This window comes from Nocardioides psychrotolerans (genome assembly GCF_900113685.1).
Classification (GTDB): Bacteria; Actinomycetota; Actinomycetes; order Propionibacteriales; family Nocardioidaceae; genus Nocardioides; species Nocardioides psychrotolerans.
The window spans coordinates 1-16,448 of record NZ_FOQG01000008.1 but is presented as its reverse complement, the minus strand read 5'-3'; the positions used below and the strand labels follow the sequence as shown (position 1 = coordinate 16,448).

Below are 16,448 nucleotides of genomic sequence, written 5' to 3'. Positions count from 1 at the left end.
GACCGTGTGACCGAGACCGTCTTCACCTATGCCTCACCCGCGCTCAAGTTCGGATCGGGGGCGTCGGCGGAGATCGGCCACGACCTGGCCGGCTGGGGCGCGCGGAGGGTCCTGCTGGTCACCGACCCCGGTGTCGCCGCCACGGGCCACCCCGCGCGCATCGCCGAGCAGATGGCCGGCTTCGACCTCGACGTCACGACCTACGACGGAGCGCGGGTCGAGCCGACGGATGAGTCTCTCGACGCGGCCATCGCGTTCGCCCGCGACGCCGGTCCCTTCGACGCGATCGTGGCCGTGGGTGGCGGCTCGGCCATCGACACTGCCAAGGCCGTCAACCTGCTGACCACCAACCCCGGTGAGCTGATGGACTACATCAACGCTCCCGTGGGCAAGGCCCGGGCGCCGATCAACCCCCTGCTGCCGCTGGTGGCCGTGCCCACCACGACCGGCACCGGCAGCGAGAGCACCACCATCTGCGTGCTCGACGTGCTGGCGCTGAAGGTCAAGACCGGCATCAGCCATGCGCTGCTGCGACCGCGCCTGGCCGTGGTCGACCCGTCGCTCACGCTGACGCAGCCGACGATGGTCACGGCGGCGTCGGGCATGGACATTCTGTGCCACGCGCTGGAGAGCTACACCGCGCGCTGGTACGCCGACTTCGATGCCAAGCGCCCCGAGCAGCGGGTGCCCTACTGCGGCGCCAACCCGGTCGCCGACGTCTGGTCGGAGAAGGCGCTCTCGATGCTGGCCGCCTCCTTCCGTGCCGCGGTGCGTGACGGCTCCGACACGGTCGCGCGCGAGCAGATGGCGCTGGCCGCCACCTTCGCGGGCCTGGGCTTCGGCAACGCCGGTGTCCACATCCCGCACGCCAACGCCTACCCGATCGCCGGCCGGGTGCGCACCTTCCGCCCCGAGGGCTACCCCGACGACGAGGCGATCGTGCCGCACGGGATGGCCGTCTCGTTGACCGCGCCCGAGGCGTTCCGCTTCACCTTCGACGCCGCCCCCGAGCGGCACCTCCACGCGGCGCGCCTCCTCGAGCCGGACGTGCCCGGCGCCGGGCCCGACGTGCTGCCCGGGGTGCTCGCCCGGCTGATGCGCGACATCGGCATCCCCAACGGGCTCGGTGAGGTCGGCTACGGCGAGGGTGACGTCGGGGACCTCGTCGCCGGGTCGCTCCAGCAGCAGCGGTTGCTCGCCACGGCGCCCAAGCCGGTGACCGACGAGGACCTCGAGGCCGTCTTCCTAGGATCGATGGAGCACTGGTGAGCGCTCCTGACCTCGTCGCCGAGCTCCGGCGGCGCGGCGTCACCGACGTCGACGACTCCGTGCTCGCGCGTGCCCTCTACTCCTCCGATGCCTCGCTCTACCGGGTCGTGCCGCAGGTCGTCGCGCGACCGCGTCATCAGGACGAGCTGGCGGCGATCCTCGAGGTCTCCCGCGCCGCGTCGGTGCCGCTGACCATGCGCGGGGCCGGCACGTCCATCGCAGGCAACGCGGTCGGGTCCGGGATCGTGGTCGACGTCGCGCGCCACCTCCACCGGATCGTCGGCATCGACCCCGAGGCGCGCACGGCCCGGGTGGAGCCCGGGGTCGTGCACGCCGACCTGCAGGCGGCGGCCGCGCCCCACGGGCTGCGATTCGGGCCGGACCCATCCACCCACACCCGCTGCACGATCGGCGGGATGATCGGCAACAACGCCTGCGGCTCCCGGGCCCTGGGCTACGGTCGCACCTCCGACAACGTGGTCGATCTCGACGTCCTGTTCGGCACCGGCGAGACCGACGTGTCGGCTCGCCTGGCCGGGCTGACCGACGCCCACCTCGCCCACGTGCGCACCAGCTTCGGTCAGTTCTCACGCCAGGTCAGCGGCTACGGCATGGAGCAGCTGCTGCCCGAGCACGGTCGCCGCGTCGACCGGCTGATGGCGGGCTCCGAGGGCACCCTCGGCCTGGTCCGCGAGGCGACGGTCTCGCTGGTCGCCGACGAGGCTCGCCACCTGCTGGTGCTGGGCTACCCGTCGATGATCGAGGCCGCCGACGCCGTGCCCGCGCTGCTCGCTGCCGAGGACCGTGGTGGGCCCACGGACTCCGGTGCGCGCCTGGTGGCGTGCGAGGGGATCGACGCCCGGATCGTCGACCTGGTCCGCGCCCGTCGTCCGGTGGCCGAGCTCCCGGCCGGGGCCGGCTGGCTCTTCGTCGAGGTCTCGGGCCCGGAGTCCGAGGCGCTGCTCGGACGGCTCGCCGGGGTCGCCGGCGCGCTCGGCTCCCGCCGGGTGAGCGACGCGGCCGAGGCCGCCGACCTGTGGCGCATCCGGGAGGACGGCGCCGGCCTCGCGGCTCGTAGCCTCCGGACCCCGGCCTACTCCGGCTGGGAGGACGCCGCGGTCCCGCCGGCTCGGCTCGGCGCCTGGTTGCGCGACTTCGACGAGCTGCTGCGCGAGCACGGCCTCGACGGCGTGCCCTACGGCCACTTCGGTGACGGGTGCGTGCACGTGCGCATCGACTTCCCCTTCCACGATGGCGAGAGGGGCCGCGCGGTCTTCCGTGACTTCCTCACCGCGAGCGCGCTCAAGCTGCGAGAGCACGGCGGCTCCCTCTCGGGGGAGCACGGCGACGGTCGGGCCCGCTCCGAGCTGCTGCCCCTGATGTACGACGCCGAGTCGATCGCGCTCTTCGGTGCGGTCAAGGCGATCTGCGACCCCGAGAACCTGCTGAACCCCGGGGTGCTCGTGGCTCCGGCGCCGTTCGACGCCGACCTGCGTCCGGGACGGCCGCGGCTGCCGGTGGTGCCGCTGCTGGCGATGACCCACGACGGTGGGTCCTTCGGCGACGCCGTCCACCGCTGCACCGGTGTCGGGAAGTGTGTCGCCTCCTCGACGATCGGCGTGATGTGCCCGTCCTTCCAGGCGACCCGTGACGAGAAGGACTCCACCCGCGGTCGGGCCCGGGTGCTCCAGGAGGCCCTCGACGGCACCCTCGTCGAGGGGCTCGCCGACCCGGCGGTCCACGAGGCGCTCGACCTGTGCCTGTCCTGCAAGGGCTGCGCGTCGGACTGTCCGACCGGCGTCGACATGGCGACCTACAAGGCCGAGGTGCTGCACCAGACCTATCGCGGCAAGCGCCGGCCGCGCAGCCACTACACGCTCGGCCGGCTGCCGATGTGGGCCGACAAGGCTGCTCCGTTCGCCGGGGTCGCCAACCGGCTGATGAAGCTGGGGGCGGTCGCCCGGCTCGCCAAGGCCACGGCCGGCATCGACCAGCGTCGCTCGATCCCGTCCTTCGCCGCCACGACCCTGCGCCGGTCCGTGCGGTCGCAGGGCGGAGCCGGCACCCCCGACGTGTGGATCTGGGCCGACTCGTTCACCGACCACTTCCACCCCGCGTCCGGCACGGCCGCGATCGAGGTGCTGGCGGCGGCCGGGCTGACCGCGCGGGTGATCCCCGACGATGCCTGCTGCGCACTGACCTGGGTGACCACCGGGCAGCTGGACCGTGCCCGGACGATCATGGGCCGCACGGTCGCCGCGCTGGCGCCGTACGTCGCCTCCGGCGTGCCGGTCCTGGGCCTGGAGCCGTCGTGCCTGGCCACGCTGCGCAGCGACGCCGTGGAGCTCAGCGACGACCCGCGGGCCGCCGACGTCGCCGGCGGGGTGCTCACGCTGGCCGAGCTGTGGGAGCGGCTCGCGTGGCCGTTGCCGGACCTCACCGGCGTCGAGGTCGTGGCGCAGCCGCACTGCCACCACGCGTCGGTGCTCGGCTGGGAGGCCGATGCGCGGTTGCTGACGACTGCCGGTGCGACGGTGACGAAGGTCGCCGGGTGCTGCGGCCTGGCCGGCAACTTCGGCATGGAGCAGGGCCACTACGAGGTGTCGGTCGCCATCGCGGAGACGAACCTGCTGCCGGCGGTGCGTTCCGCCCCCGACGCGGTCGTGCTGGCCGACGGGCTGTCCTGCCGGGTCCAGCTCGACGACCTCGCAGGCGTCCCGGCGATGCACCTGGCGGAGCTGCTGGCTTCTAGGATCGTCCGGTGAACCCACGCGCCCGACGACTGGTCATCCCGGTGGCCCTGGTGGGGCTGCTCCTGCTCGTCGTGGTCGCGTCGGTGATGAGCCGGTGAGCGAGCCGCTGCTGCGGGTCCTGACCCGCATGCGCGCCCACGTGCTCGATCCCGGGACCTTCGTCCGGGCGGTCGGGTCGGGGCGCCAGAAGGGCCAGGGCGTGCCGCGCTGGCGTCGCGTCGAGCTGCGCTACGTCGACCTGAAGGCCGGGCCGCACCTGCAGGTCGTGGCCTACGACGACACCCAGGCCCACACGTCCAACCACGCCGTCGGGGACGCAGCACGCGACGCGGTCGACGGGCTGCTCGAGGAGCCCTTCGGCAACTGGCACGTCGAGACCACGACCGAGAGCCATCAGGTGCGGGTCACCAAGAAGCTCGAGGCGATGGTCCACACGAGCCCCCGCACGGAGACCGCTGAGGTCGACCGCGGCCACGACCGCGACAAGGACCGACTCCTGCGAGAGGACGACCCGGTCTTCGTGGCACTCGGGCTCAGCGACGCCGACGGCCGGATGAAGCCGAGCCGCCAGGCGAAATACCGCCAGGTCGAGGAGTTCCTCCGGCTGCTGGACTCGTCGGTCACCGACGCCATCGACAAGGGCCACCTGCGTCGGCCCACCCCAGCGGACCCGCTACGGATCGCCGACCTGGGGTGCGGGAACGCCTACCTCACCTTCGCCGCGGAGCGCTTCCTCACCGGGGTCCGGGGGATGCCCGTCCGGCTGACGGGGGTCGACGTGAGGGAGCAGTCGCGCGACCACAACAACGCGATCGCCGTAGGGCTGGGGGTGGCCGCGCACTTCGTCGTGGGCTCCATCACCGGCGTCGAGCTCGAGGAAGCACCGGAGGTGGTGCTCGCCCTGCACGCCTGCGACACCGCGACCGACGAGGCCCTCGCCCGGGCCGTGGGGTGGCAGTCCAGCCTGGTGCTGGCCGCCCCGTGCTGCCACCACGACATCGCCGCCCAGCTGCGCAAGGTGCCGACGCCGGCGCCCTACGCCATGCTCACGCGCCACGGCATCCTGCGCGAACGACTGGCCGACACGATGACCGACGGACTGCGGGCCACGCTCATGCGCACGCAGGGCTACCGGGTCGACGTCATGCAGTTCGTCGAGAGCAAGCACACGCCCCGCAACACGCTGTTGCGCGCCGTGCGCTCGGGCGGTCCGGTCACGGGCGGCAGCGTCCGCGACGACTACGACGAGCTCGTGTCGACGTGGGGCATCACGCCCCGGCTGGCGGGGCTGCTGGAGCTGCTGGAGCGATGATGCTCCTGCTCGAACGCCTGCTGACGGGCGCCATGGTGGTGCCCTTCGCGCTGGGGGCGGCCTCGGTGCCGGCGCAGGAGCGCGAGGTGGAGCTCACCTTCACCGACGAGCGGATCGTGGAGTCCAGCGGCCTGGTCGTGCAGCCGGACGGGCTCTTCGTGACCGTCAACGACTCCGGTGACGAGGGCAGGCTCTTCGCGGTGGCGGCCAACGACGGCGGGGGCGACACCGTCGGCGTCTCCACCTGGGGCGAGGCCACGGACGTCGAGGCGCTCGCGCCCTGGGACCGCGACGAGGTCCTGGTCGGCGACATCGGTGACAACGCAGGCGAGCGCGACTCGGTGAGCGTGCTGCGGGTCCCGGTGCAGCGCAGAGACCAGGCCTTCGAGGCGGAGACGTTCGAGCTGACCTACAGCGGCGGTCCCCGCGATGCCGAGACACTGCTGGTGCACCCGGTCACGCGGCGGGTCTACGTCGCGTCCAAGGAGATCTTCGGAGGCACCCTCTTCGCCGCGCCGGAGAACCTCAGCACCAGCTCGGTCAACCGGCTCGAGCCGGTGGGACCGGTGCTCTCGATCGCCACCGACGGCGCCTTCTTCCCCGACGGCAAGCACCTGGTGCTCCGCGACTACGGTCGTGCGGTCGTCTACGCATTCCCCTCGCTGGAGCGGGTCGCCGAGATCGAGCTGCCCGAGCAGGACCAGGGCGAGGGGCTGGCCGTCGACCGCGACGGCGAGGTCTTCGTCAGCACCGAGGGTCAGTTCACCGCCGTGCTCCACGTGACGCTCCCGGCGCTGCTGCGCACGGTCGTGACCCCTGATGCCGTCACGGGTCCACCCGCCAGCGAGTCGGAGGCTCCGTTCCCGGGGATCCAGAGCCGCGAGGGTGTCGAGCTGCCCGAGACCACGTCGACCGACCGCCCGTTCTGGCCGTGGTTCCTCACCGGTTGGCTCGGGCTCGGCGCGATCGTGGTGCTGATGTTCTCGCTGCGCCGGCGCTAGACCCTTCGGGGTGATCCGTGCGTGGCGCGATCCGCCCTAGGGTCACCGGGTGCCCCGTCTGCGCCGTACGTCGCCCGACCAGCTCGGCTGGACCCGCCGCCGCGCCGGACGCGGGTTCGTCTACCTCGACCAGGCGGGTGGCCGGCTCCCCGACGAGGCTGCCCAGCGCGTGCGCGACCTGGTGATCCCGCCGGCCTGGCAGGACGTCTGGGTCACGCCGCACGACAACGGGCACCTCCAGGCCGTGGGGACCGACGAGGCAGGGCGCCGCCAGTACCTCTACCACCCGGCCTGGCGCGAGCGGCGTGACGCCGAGAAGTTCGACCGGATGGTGGAGTTCGGCCGGGCGCTGGTGAAGGCCCGTGAGCTGGTGCTCACCGACCTCGGGCGCGAGGGTATGCCGATGCAGCGGGCATGCGCGGTCGCCGTACGGCTGCTGGACCTGGGCTACTTCCGCATCGGCAACGACATCTACGCCGACACCAACGGCAGCTTCGGCCTGACGACGCTGGAGCGTCGCCACGTGAAGCGGCACCAGGACGCGCTGGTCTTCCGCTTCGTCGGCAAGTCCGGCGTGGACCACCGCGTCGAGATCGACGACGCTACGGTCATCGAGGCCGTCGACATCATGCGTCGGCGGCGAGGCAAGGACCTGCGCCTCCTGGCCTACCAGGAGGCGCGGGCGTGGCGCTCGGTGCTGCCCGACCTGGTCAACGACTACGTGCGCGAGAGCACCGGCCTCGAGGCGACGGCCAAGGACTTCCGCACCTGGCACGCCACCGTGCTCGCGGCGGCCGCGCTCGCCGAGACCGAGGAGCCGGGGGAGACCCAGGCATCACGCAAGCGCGCGGTCTCCGGTGCCATGAGGGAGGTCTCGGACTTCCTGGGCAACACCCCGACCCTGGCCCGATCGGCCTACGTCGACCCCCGCGTGGTCGAGGCCTACGAGGAGGGCCGGACGATCCGGGCGACCACGCGTCGTAGGTATGACACGACCGCCGGCCGGCAGGCCGCGCTCGAACGGGCCACGCTCAAGCTGATCAAGAAGCAGTGACCACGAAGTCGATGCAGGCCGTGAGGGCCTCGATGTCGGACGGGTCGACGGCGGGGTACATCGCGATGCGCAGCTGGTTGCGGCCGAGCTTGCGGTAAGGCTCGGTGTCGACGATCCCGTTAGCCCGTAGGGTCGCAGCGATCGCGGCGGCATCGATCGACTCGTCGAAGTCGATGGTGCCGATGACCAGCGAGCGGTGGCTGGGGTCCACGACGTACGGCGTGGTCCAGCTCGTCCGCTCCGCCCAGCCGTAGAGCGCGTCGGAGGAGGCGGTGGTGCGCTCGACCATGCCGGCCAGGCCGCCCTGGGCGTTCATCCAGTCCAGCTGCTCGGCCATCAGGAAGAGCGTCGCGACCGACGGGGTGTTGTAGGTCTGGTTCTTGCTGGAGTTGTCGATCGCCGTCGGGAGGTCGAAGAACGCCGGGATGTGGCGGTCGGTGGCAGCGATCTCGGCGGCGCGCTCGAGCGCGGCCGGCGACATCAGCGCGAGCCAGAGGCCACCGTCGGAGGCGAAGCACTTCTGGGGTGCGAAGTAGTAGCAGTCGACCTCGGTCGCGTCGAGTGGCAGGCCGCCCGCGCCCGAGGTCGCGTCGACGAGCACCAGGGCGTCGGAAGCAGTCGTGCCGGCGGGGCGCAGGACGGGCGCCATGACTGCCGTCGACGTCTCGTTGTGGGCCCAGGCATAGACGTCGATGCCGTCCTCGACGACCGGGTCGGGTCGCGATCCCGGGTCGCTGGAGATGACGCTCGGGTCCTCGAGCCACGGAGCGGCCTTGGCCGACGAGGCGAACTTGGAGGAGAACTCACCGAAGGTGAGGTGCTGGCTCTTGTCGCGGATCAGGCCGAAGGTCGCGATGTCCCAGAAGGCGGTGGCGCCGCCGTTGCCGAGCACGACCTCGTAGCCGTCGGGCAGCGAGAACAGCGACGCCAGCCCTTCGCGCACGCGACCGACGGTGTCGCGGACCGGTGCCTGACGGTGCGAGGTGCCCATCAGGGACGCGCCGGTCGCCGCCAGGGCGTCGAGGTGACCGGTCTGGATCTTCGACGGACCCGCGCCGAAACGGCCGTCGGCGGGCAGGAGGTCGGCGGGGATCTGGAGTGCGTCGGACACGAGGCAACCTTCCGAGTGGAGTCGGTGGTGGGTGCTGACGACGCTGTCAGGAGTGGCTCTAGTGTGTCAGCACGATTGCGCGCGGGATAAATCGGAGGCCTCCTGTGAACACGCCGCCTCTGCACGAGGACACCACGCTGCGTCTCGACCAGGTCGGCTACGGCCACCCGGACGCGACGCGGCTGATCGAGCAGGTCCAGGAGGAGTACGTCGTGCGCTACGGGGGACGCGACGAGTCGCCGGTCGACCCGCTGATGTTCGACCCACCGCACGGCACGTTCCTCGTGGGCTACCTCGACGAGGAGCCGGTGGCGACGGGGGCCTGGCGACGCTCGAGCGTCGAGGCGCTCGGCACGACCGAGACCTGCGAGATCAAGAGGATGTACGTCGTCCCCCTCGCCCGGGGCGCGGGACACGCCCGCACCGTGCTGTCCCGGCTGGAGGAGACCGCCCGCGCCGCCGGTGCCCGGGCGATGGTGCTCGAGACCGGCCTGGCCCAGCCGGAGGCGATCGCGCTCTACGAGTCGTCCGGCTACGTCACCGTGCCCGGCTTCGGGCACTACCGTGACTCCCCGATGAACCGCTGCCTGGCCAAACAGCTCGACTGAGCGGTCTAGACCCTGCGTCGCGTCCAGGTGAAGCTGCCGACCGGAGGCGCCCCGGCAGAGCACACTCGGCTCATCTACCTTCCCCGGGGAAAGGCCCCTCGTCATGCTCACTGACCCTCATGGGCTCCTGATCGAGACCCTGGAGCGGCTCGAGGGGTGCCTGCAGACCCGTGACCTGGACGGCGCGGTCGCCTGCTTCGTGCCCGACGGTGCGATCTTCGGCGAAGACCCGCTCGAGCAGGCCCACGGCACCGCCGAGCTGACACTGCTGCTGGCGGAGGTCCTCGAGCACCCGTTCTCTGTCGGCTGGGACGTCCACGAGACGTGGGTGCGCATCGTGGGTCAGACCGCGTGGTTCGTGGCCTCGGCCTCCCTGGTGCTGCGCGACGGCAAGCAGGAGGTCGGCCGCGAGCCGTTCCCCATGTCCGGCGTGCTGCGCGGGGGCGCCGGCTTCTTCCGCTTCGAGCTCTTCAACGGCACGCAGCCGCTGCTGCGACCCGGCCTGCGGCTGGTCGACGCCGTCGCCTGACCTCGCTCACCGAAGGCGCCGCGACAGATGTTCAGTCGGCCCACTCGGCCTTCCAGCCGTCGACCTCGTCGGCCTTGCGGGCGGCGGGCCCGGTGTAGATCGCCGAGGGGCGGATCAGGCGACCGGTGCGCTTCTGCTCGAGGATGTGCGCCGACCAGCCACCGGTGCGCGCACAGGTGAACATGGAGGTGAACATGTGCGGCGGCACCTCGGCGAAGTCGAGGACGATCGCGGCCCAGAACTCCACGTTGGTCTCGAGCACGCGGTCGGGACGACGCTCCCGCAGCTCGGCCAGCGCGGCCTGCTCGAGGGCCTCGGCGACGGCGTAGCGGGGAGCATTGAGCTCCTTCGCCGTACGACGGAGCACGCGCGCACGCGGGTCCTCCGCGCGGTAGACGCGGTGGCCGAAGCCCATGAGGCGCTCGCCCCGGTCGAGCAGGCCCTTGACGTAGGCCACGGCGTCGCCGGACTCCTCGACGTCGCTGATCATGCCGAGCACGCGGGACGGGGCCCCACCGTGCAGGGGGCCGCTCATCGCGCCGATCGCGCCGGAGAACGCGGCGGCCACGTCGGCGCCGGTCGAGGTGATGACACGGGCGGTGAAGGTGGAGGCGTTCATGCCGTGCTCGGCGGCCGACGACCAGTAGGCGTCGATCGCGTGCACGTGCTTCGGGTCGGCCTCCCCCTTCCAGCGGATCAGGAACTTCTCGGCCAGCGTGGTGCCCTGGTCGACGAGCTTCTGCGGGACGACCGGCTGCTGCAGGCCACGGGCCGACTGGGCGGCGTAGGAGAGCACCATGACGGCGACGCGGCTGAGGTCCTGGCGGGCCTGCTCGTCGGTGATGTCATAGGTCTGCCCGAAGCCGAAGGCGGGCGCGAGCATCGCGACCGCGGCCTGCACGTCGACGCGCACGTCGCCGGTGTGCACCGGCAGGTTGTAGGGCTCGGCGGGCGGGAGGCCCGGGTCGTAGGAGCCGTCGATCAGGAGGCCCCAGACGTTCTCGAACGGGACGCGGCCGACGAGGTCCTCGATGTCGACGCCGCGGTAGCGCAGGGCGGAGCCTTCTTTGTCCGGCTCGGCGATCTCGCTCTCGAAGGCGACGACGCCTTCCAGTCCGTGGTGAACCTCGGTCATGGTTGCGACTCCTTCGTCCGGCGCCCGAGGGTGTGGGCGCGCCGCAGGCATTCTGCCCCACGACATAGATTGCCCGACATGGGTGCCGAAAGTCAGGACGAGACCGACCTCGCATCGTTGCGCCGCGACTATGCCGCGGGAGGTCTGGACGAGGCCGATCTCGCGCCGGATCCGGTGACGATGTTCGAGCGCTGGTTCGCTGACGCCGTCGCCGGCGGGCTGCACGAGCCCAACGCGATGGTGGTTTCCACGGTGTCGGCGCAGGCCCGTCCGTCGTCCAGGACCGTGCTGCTGAAGGGGATCGGGCCCGACGGCTTCCGGTTCTACACTTCCCTCGGCTCGCGCAAGGGCACCGAGCTCGCGGCCAACGCGCACTGCGCGCTGCTGTTCCCGTGGCACGACCTCGAGCGTCAGGTGCGCGTGGAGGGGAGCGCCACCCTGGTCTCCCGCGACGACGTCGGCGCCTACTTCGCTTCCCGGCCCCGCGGCTCCCAGCTCGGCGCCTGGGCCTCGAGCCAGTCCACGCCGGTCGCCGACCGCGGCGCCCTCGAGTCGTCGTACGACGAGGCGGAGCTGCGGTTCCCCGGCGTGGTCCCGGTGCCCGACGGCTGGGGTGGCTACCTCGTGCGGCCCGAGGTCGTGGAGTTCTGGCAGGGGCGGACCGGCCGGCTGCACGACCGTCTCGTCTACCGCCGCTCGGGCGAGGGCTGGACGACGCAGCGGTTGGCGCCGTAGGCGAGCCAGGGTGGCCGCACCAATTGTGAGTGAGCGCTCACTCACGTAGTCTCATCGGCATGCCACCCCGCGCCCGCCCGCTCCCGCCCGACGCACGTCGCGCGGAGCTGACCGACGTGACGTTGCGGCTGCTGCGCGTGCACGGCCGGGCGGTGACGACGCGACAGATCGCCGAGGCCGCGGGAGTGGCGGAAGGCACGATCTTCCGGGTCTTCGACTCCAAGGACGAGCTCGTCGACGCCGCTCTCGCACGGGCCTTCGAGCCCGGTGACGTGGTCGCCCGCATCGAGGGCATCGACCGTGGCCAGCCGTTGCGCGGGCGCCTGGTCGACCTGGTGGCCCTGCTCCAGCAGCGCTTCCGCGCGACCTTCGACCTGATGCAGAAGGTCGAGCTCGTCGGACCGCCGCACCACCTGCACGACTCGGAGGAGGCCGACGCGTGGCGGGCGCGCCTCGAGGCGCTCCTCGCCGACGTCGTCGGTGACGGCAGGGACGGCAGTGACCAGCTGGCCGTGCCCGTGGACCACTTCGTCCACGTCCTGCGCCTGCTGACCTTCGCGGGCAGCCACCAGAAGATCGCCGACGGTCGGCTGCTCAGCCCCGACCAGGTGGTCGACACGCTCCTGCACGGCCTGGCACACCCCGACAGAGGGAGAGACTGATGCTGCTCCGGATCTTCCGCGACTACCTGCGGCCCTACCGTTCCTCGCTCGCGATCATCGTGGTGCTCCAGTTCGTCGGCACCGTCGCGATGCTCTACCTGCCCAGTCTCAACGCCGACATCATCGACAACGGCGTGGCCACCGGCGACACCGACTACATCGTGCGCGTCGGTGCGGTCATGCTCGCGGTCTCGCTGCTGCAGATCCTCTGCTCGGTCGTGGCCGTGTGGTTCTCCGCGCGCACCGCGATGGCATTCGGCCGCGACCTGCGCGCGGCCGTCTTCCACCAGGTCGGCTCCTACTCCGGCCGCGAGGTCGCGCAGTTCGGCGCACCGTCGCTGATCACCCGCAACACCAACGACGTCCAGCAGGTGCAGATGCTGGCGCTGATGACCTGCACGATGGCGGTGTCGGTCCCCATCATGATGGTCGGTGGGATCCTGATGGCGATGCGTGAGGACTTCGGGCTCTCGTGGCTGCTCGCGATCGTCGTGCCCGCGCTCTTCCTCTCCGTCGGGGTCGTCGTCTCCCAGATGGTGCCGAGCTTCCGCCTGGTCCAGGAGCGCATCGACTCGGTCAACCGGGTCCTGCGCGAGCAGATCACCGGCATCCGCGTGGTCCGCGCCTTCGTCCGCGAGCCCTACGAGACCAAGCGCTTCGCCAAGGCCAACGACGACCTGACCGAGGTCTCGGTGCGTGCCGGCCGCTGGATGGCCACCATGTTCCCGCTGGTCATGCTGGTCGTGAACGTCTCCAGCGTGGCGGTGATCTGGTTCGGCGGGCAGCGCGTCGAAGCCGGGCAGATGGAGGTCGGCGCACTGACCGCGTTCCTCAGCTACCTGATGCAGATCCTGATGTCGGTGATGATGGGGACGTTCATGTTGATGATGATCCCGCGCTCGGCGGTCTGTGCCGACCGGATCAGCGAGGTGCTGGCGACCGACTCCTCCGTGGTGCCTTCTCCGACGCCGGTCCGCGACATCACCGGCCGCGGTCGGCTCGAGCTCGACGGTGTCGGCTTCACGTATCCCGGTGCCGAGCAGCCGGTGCTGTGCGACGTCTCCTTCGACGTCCACGCCGGCCAGACGGTGGCCGTCATCGGCTCGACGGGCGCCGGCAAGTCCACGCTGGTCAACCTCGTGCCCCGGCTCTTCGACGCCACCGACGGCGAGGTCCGCGTCGACGGCGTGCCCGTGCGCGACCTCGACCCAGAAGTCCTCTGGTCGCGCATCGGCCTCGTGCCGCAGCGGGCCTTCCTCTTCACCGGGACCGTCGCCTCCAACCTGCGCCACGGCAAGCCCGAGGCCACCGACGCGGAGCTGTGGGAGGCGCTCGAGATCGCCCAGGCGCGCGACTTCGTCGAGGCGATGCCCGAAGGCCTGGCCGCCCCGATCGTCCAGGGCGGCACCAATGTCAGCGGTGGCCAGCGCCAGCGCCTGGCGATCGCCCGCGCGCTCGTACGACGCCCTGAGATCTATCTCTTCGACGACGCGTTCTCGGCGCTCGACCTGTCCACGGACGCCCGTCTCCGCGCGGCGCTGAAGCCGGTGACCCGCGACGCGACCGTCGTCCTGGTCGCGCAGCGGGTCTCCAGCATCCGCGACGCCGACCTGATCCTGGTGCTCGAGGACGGCCGAGTCGTCGGTCGTGGCACCCACGACGAGCTGCTCGACGACAACGTCACCTACCAGCAGATCGTGGCCTCCCAGCTCAGTGCGGAGGAGGCTGCGTGAGCGACACCAAGAGCACCATGAAGGAGACCGAGCGCATCGAGGCACCTGCGGGGGGCCCCGGCCGCGGCCCGATGGCGGGCGGACAGGTGGGCCAGAAGGCGATGACGTTCGGGCCGTCTGCCCAACGGATGGTCGCGCGGATGTCGCCCCAGAAGCACAAGGCGATCTCGGTCGTCGTGCTCGCGGTGGTCAGCGTGACGCTCATGGCGCTCGGCCCGCGGCTGCTCGGCGAGGCGACCGACCTGATCTTCGACGGCTACCTCGCGCAGCAGCCGATCGACTTCGACGGCGTCCGCGACGTGCTGCTCGCGGTGCTGGCGATCTACGCCGGGGCGTCCCTCCTCTCCTGGCTCCAGGGCTACCTGCTCAACGACGTCGTGCAGGGCACCGTGCGCCGGATGCGCTCCGACGTCGAGGACAAGGTCAACGCGCTGCCCCTGGAGTACTTCGACCGGCAGCCGCGCGGCGAGCTCCTCAGCCGCGTCACCAACGACATCGACAACGTCAGCCAGACCCTCCAGCAGACGATGAGCCAGCTGCTCACCTCGTTGCTGACCGTCCTGGCGGTGCTGTCGATGATGTTCTGGATCTCACCGACCCTGGCGCTGATCGCCCTGGTGTCGGTGCCGATCTCGATGTATCTCACGACCCGCATCATGAAGCGTTCGCAGAGCCAGTTCATCGCCCAGTGGCGTCGTACGGGCAAGCTCAACGCGCACATCGAGGAGACCTTCTCCGGCCACGCCCTGGTGACCGTCTTCGGGCGTCGTCCCGAGGTCGAGCGCACCTTCGCCGTCGAGAACGACGCGCTCTACGAGGCGTCGTTCCGCGCCCAGTTCGTCAGCGGGCTCATCATGCCGCTGATGATGTTCGTGGGGAACCTCAACTACGTCGTCATCGCCGTCGTCGGCGGAGTCCGCGTCGCAGGAGGGTCGTTGTCGCTCGGCGAGGTCCAGGCCTTCGTGCAGTACACCCGCCAGTTCACCCAGCCGCTCACCACGGTCGCGTCGATGATGAACCTGCTCCAGTCGGGCGTCGCGTCCGCGGAGCGCGTCTTCGAGCTGCTCGACGCCGACGAGCAGGTCCCCGACAGTGCGGTGCCGCACGAGGTGCGCGCCAGTCGGGGGGAGGTGGCGTTCGAGGACGTCGCGTTCTCCTACGACGCCGGCAGCCCGTTGATCCACGGGCTCTCGCTCGTCGCCCGACCCGGGCAGACGGTCGCGATCGTCGGCCCGACCGGTGCCGGCAAGACCACGCTGGTCAACCTCGTCATGCGCTTCTACGAGCTCGACGGTGGCCGGATCACCCTCGACGGCGTCGACATCACCGCGATGCCCCGCGCCGCCCTGCGCGGCCGGATCGGGATGGTGCTCCAGGACGCCTGGCTCTTCGGTGGCACCATCCGCGACAACATCGCCTACGGCCGCCCCGACGCCAGCGAGGACGAGATCCTCGAGGCCGCGCGTGCGACCTTCGTCGACAGGTTCGTCCACTCGCTGCCCGACGGCTACGACACGGTCATCGACGAGGACGGGGGCAACCTGTCGGCCGGCGAACGTCAGCTGGTCACCATCGCTCGCGCGTTCCTCTCCGACCCGGCGCTGCTGATCCTCGACGAGGCGACCTCCTCCGTCGACACCCGCACCGAGCTGCTGCTCCAGCAAGCGATGAGCGCGCTGCGCAGCGACCGCACGTCCTTCGTCATCGCCCACCGCCTCTCCACGATCCGCGACGCCGACCTGATCCTGGTCATGGAGGACGGCGCGATCGTCGAGCAGGGCACCCACGACGAGCTGCTCGCCACCGGGGGCGCCTACAGCAGGCTCTACCTGTCGCAGTTCGCGGCCGCGCTGGCGTGAGGGTGGGTGTTGCGGTGAGTGGGTGGTCGCTGACCCCGCACGGACCTACGCTCGGTGGATGACCCCGGTCGAGGTAGCGCGCTATGCGGAGTCGCTGCCGCTGGTCAAGCGAAAGGGGACCTCGACGCGCCCCGCGTGGTACGTCCACGACCGCCTGGTCGTGCGGCTGGACGACCCGAACACCGTGGTGATCCGGGTTCCCCTCAGCAGGCGGGAGTCGCTGCTCGAGACCTACCCGGACAGCTTCGGCGTGCCGCCGAGCATGGAGGCACATCACAAGGTCGAGGCCTACCTCGATCGGGCCGATCCGAGTGCCGTGCGCGCGGCCATCGACCTCGCCTGGGAGATGCAGCGTCGCTGACGGAATCGCTGTCCACAGATGTGCGTTCACCGCTTCCGGATGTCGGCGGGTTGTCATATAATCGTAGGTATGTTCGACCTCGGGATCGCTCACCTCAGCCAGATCGCCACCGCCCTGGCCGTGGTCCCGCGCGACCTGGACGACGCCGAGCGGATCGACCTGATCGCGACCCTCGAGCAGCTGAAGAACACCGCATGTGCGATCCAGGCGATCGCGGCGGTCGACTTCGACCGCTCCCAACGATCCGCCCAGGTCGAGGCGGGGGCGCCGGCCCGACGCGTCGGCGAAGGAGTCGCCGCGCAGCTCGGCCTCGCCCGGCACGAGTC

The 16,448-nt window shown here is 71.2% G+C and carries 14 protein-coding genes and 1 pseudogene; 13 read left to right on the top strand and 2 right to left on the bottom strand.

Annotated elements, in window-relative coordinates; all coding sequences use genetic code 11:
* The first annotated feature begins 6 nt into the window (after nucleotides 1-6).
* From BM204_RS11210 to BM204_RS11190, 5 genes are all read left to right on the top strand, one after another.
* Nucleotides 7-1,269 carry a hydroxyacid-oxoacid transhydrogenase gene (locus BM204_RS11210; protein ID WP_246166265.1) on the top strand — a complete coding sequence of 421 codons (1,263 nt, stop codon included), beginning with the start codon at nucleotides 7-9 and terminating at the stop codon, nucleotides 1,267-1,269.
* Nucleotides 1,263-4,034: an FAD-binding and (Fe-S)-binding domain-containing protein gene (locus tag BM204_RS11205; RefSeq protein ID WP_091113245.1), complete on the top strand. Its 2,772-nt coding sequence runs from the start codon at nucleotides 1,263-1,265 to the stop codon at nucleotides 4,032-4,034. Before BM204_RS11210 ends, BM204_RS11205 begins: the two co-directional genes overlap by 7 nt.
* An 82-nt stretch (nucleotides 4,035-4,116) precedes the next feature.
* Entirely contained in the window at nucleotides 4,117-5,334 is a 1,218-nt protein-coding gene (locus tag BM204_RS11200; RefSeq protein WP_246166267.1) for a class I SAM-dependent methyltransferase, read from the top strand.
* Nucleotides 5,334-6,335: a hypothetical protein gene (locus tag BM204_RS11195; RefSeq protein WP_091113242.1), complete on the top strand. Its 1,002-nt coding sequence runs from the start codon at nucleotides 5,334-5,336 to the stop codon at nucleotides 6,333-6,335. Before BM204_RS11200 ends, BM204_RS11195 begins: the two co-directional genes overlap by 1 nt.
* A 49-nt stretch (nucleotides 6,336-6,384) precedes the next feature.
* Entirely contained in the window at nucleotides 6,385-7,389 is a 1,005-nt protein-coding gene (locus BM204_RS11190) for a DNA topoisomerase IB (protein WP_091113239.1), read from the top strand.
* Here the strand turns inward: BM204_RS11190 and serC are convergent.
* Nucleotides 7,376-8,500 carry a phosphoserine transaminase gene (gene serC, locus BM204_RS11185; RefSeq protein ID WP_091113238.1) on the bottom strand — a complete coding sequence of 375 codons (1,125 nt, stop codon included), beginning with the start codon at nucleotides 8,498-8,500 and terminating at the stop codon, nucleotides 7,376-7,378. The genes BM204_RS11190 and serC overlap by 14 nt on opposite strands.
* 104 nt (nucleotides 8,501-8,604) lie before the next feature.
* Between serC and BM204_RS11180 the strand changes: the two genes are divergently transcribed.
* Together BM204_RS11180 and BM204_RS11175 are read left to right on the top strand one after the other, a co-directional pair.
* Nucleotides 8,605-9,108, top strand: a complete 504-nt coding sequence (locus tag BM204_RS11180; protein WP_246166268.1) for a GNAT family N-acetyltransferase — start codon at nucleotides 8,605-8,607, stop codon at nucleotides 9,106-9,108.
* Nucleotides 9,109-9,211: 103 nt separating this feature from the next.
* A complete protein-coding gene (locus BM204_RS11175; protein ID WP_091113235.1) occupies nucleotides 9,212-9,637 on the top strand; it encodes a Cif family virulence factor in 426 nt (141 codons plus the stop codon).
* 31 nt (nucleotides 9,638-9,668) lie between these two features.
* Here the strand turns inward: BM204_RS11175 and BM204_RS11170 are convergent, their stop codons facing one another.
* Nucleotides 9,669-10,772: a citrate synthase 2 gene (locus BM204_RS11170; protein WP_091113232.1), complete on the bottom strand. Its 1,104-nt coding sequence runs from the start codon at nucleotides 10,770-10,772 to the stop codon at nucleotides 9,669-9,671.
* A gap of 78 nt (nucleotides 10,773-10,850) precedes the next feature.
* Here BM204_RS11170 and pdxH point away from each other — a divergent pair, with 78 nt between their 5' ends.
* The 6 genes and pseudogenes from pdxH to BM204_RS11140 all read left to right on the top strand — a co-directional run.
* Nucleotides 10,851-11,507, top strand: a complete 657-nt coding sequence (gene pdxH / locus BM204_RS11165) for a pyridoxamine 5'-phosphate oxidase (protein WP_091113230.1) — start codon at nucleotides 10,851-10,853, stop codon at nucleotides 11,505-11,507.
* Nucleotides 11,508-11,566: 59 nt separating this feature from the next.
* Nucleotides 11,567-12,169 (top strand): TetR/AcrR family transcriptional regulator, encoded by a 603-nt coding sequence (locus BM204_RS11160; RefSeq protein ID WP_091113228.1) that lies wholly within the window; start codon nucleotides 11,567-11,569, stop codon nucleotides 12,167-12,169.
* A complete protein-coding gene (locus tag BM204_RS11155) occupies nucleotides 12,169-13,902 on the top strand; it encodes an ABC transporter ATP-binding protein (RefSeq protein ID WP_091113226.1) in 1,734 nt (577 codons plus the stop codon). Before BM204_RS11160 ends, BM204_RS11155 begins: the two co-directional genes overlap by 1 nt.
* Nucleotides 13,903-13,919: 17 nt before the next feature.
* A complete protein-coding gene (locus tag BM204_RS11150) occupies nucleotides 13,920-15,761 on the top strand; it encodes an ABC transporter ATP-binding protein (RefSeq protein WP_091113567.1) in 1,842 nt (613 codons plus the stop codon).
* Nucleotides 15,762-15,819: 58 nt separating this feature from the next.
* Complete coding sequence (locus tag BM204_RS11145; RefSeq protein ID WP_091113564.1) at nucleotides 15,820-16,122, top strand: hypothetical protein; 303 nt, start codon at nucleotides 15,820-15,822, stop codon at nucleotides 16,120-16,122.
* A 69-nt stretch (nucleotides 16,123-16,191) separates the two neighbouring features.
* A pseudogene (locus BM204_RS11140) lies at nucleotides 16,192-16,448 on the top strand (hypothetical protein); the annotation flags it as partial.

Excerpts from the sequence above, each read along its gene's own strand:
- BM204_RS11160 (WP_091113228.1), top strand. The coding sequence starts at position 11,567 with ATGCCACCCCGCGCCCGCCCGCTCCCGCCCGACGCACGTCGCGCGGAG.
- BM204_RS11175 (WP_091113235.1), top strand. The coding sequence starts at position 9,212 with ATGCTCACTGACCCTCATGGGCTCCTGATCGAGACCCTGGAGCGGCTC.
- pdxH (WP_091113230.1), top strand. The coding sequence starts at position 10,851 with ATGGGTGCCGAAAGTCAGGACGAGACCGACCTCGCATCGTTGCGCCGC.
- BM204_RS11155 (WP_091113226.1), top strand. The coding sequence starts at position 12,169 with ATGCTGCTCCGGATCTTCCGCGACTACCTGCGGCCCTACCGTTCCTCG.
- BM204_RS11145 (WP_091113564.1), top strand. The coding sequence starts at position 15,820 with ATGACCCCGGTCGAGGTAGCGCGCTATGCGGAGTCGCTGCCGCTGGTC.
- BM204_RS11170 (WP_091113232.1), bottom strand. The coding sequence starts at position 10,772 with ATGACCGAGGTTCACCACGGACTGGAAGGCGTCGTCGCCTTCGAGAGC.
- BM204_RS11150 (WP_091113567.1), top strand. The coding sequence starts at position 13,920 with ATGAAGGAGACCGAGCGCATCGAGGCACCTGCGGGGGGCCCCGGCCGC.
- BM204_RS11195 (WP_091113242.1), top strand. The coding sequence starts at position 5,334 with ATGCTCCTGCTCGAACGCCTGCTGACGGGCGCCATGGTGGTGCCCTTC.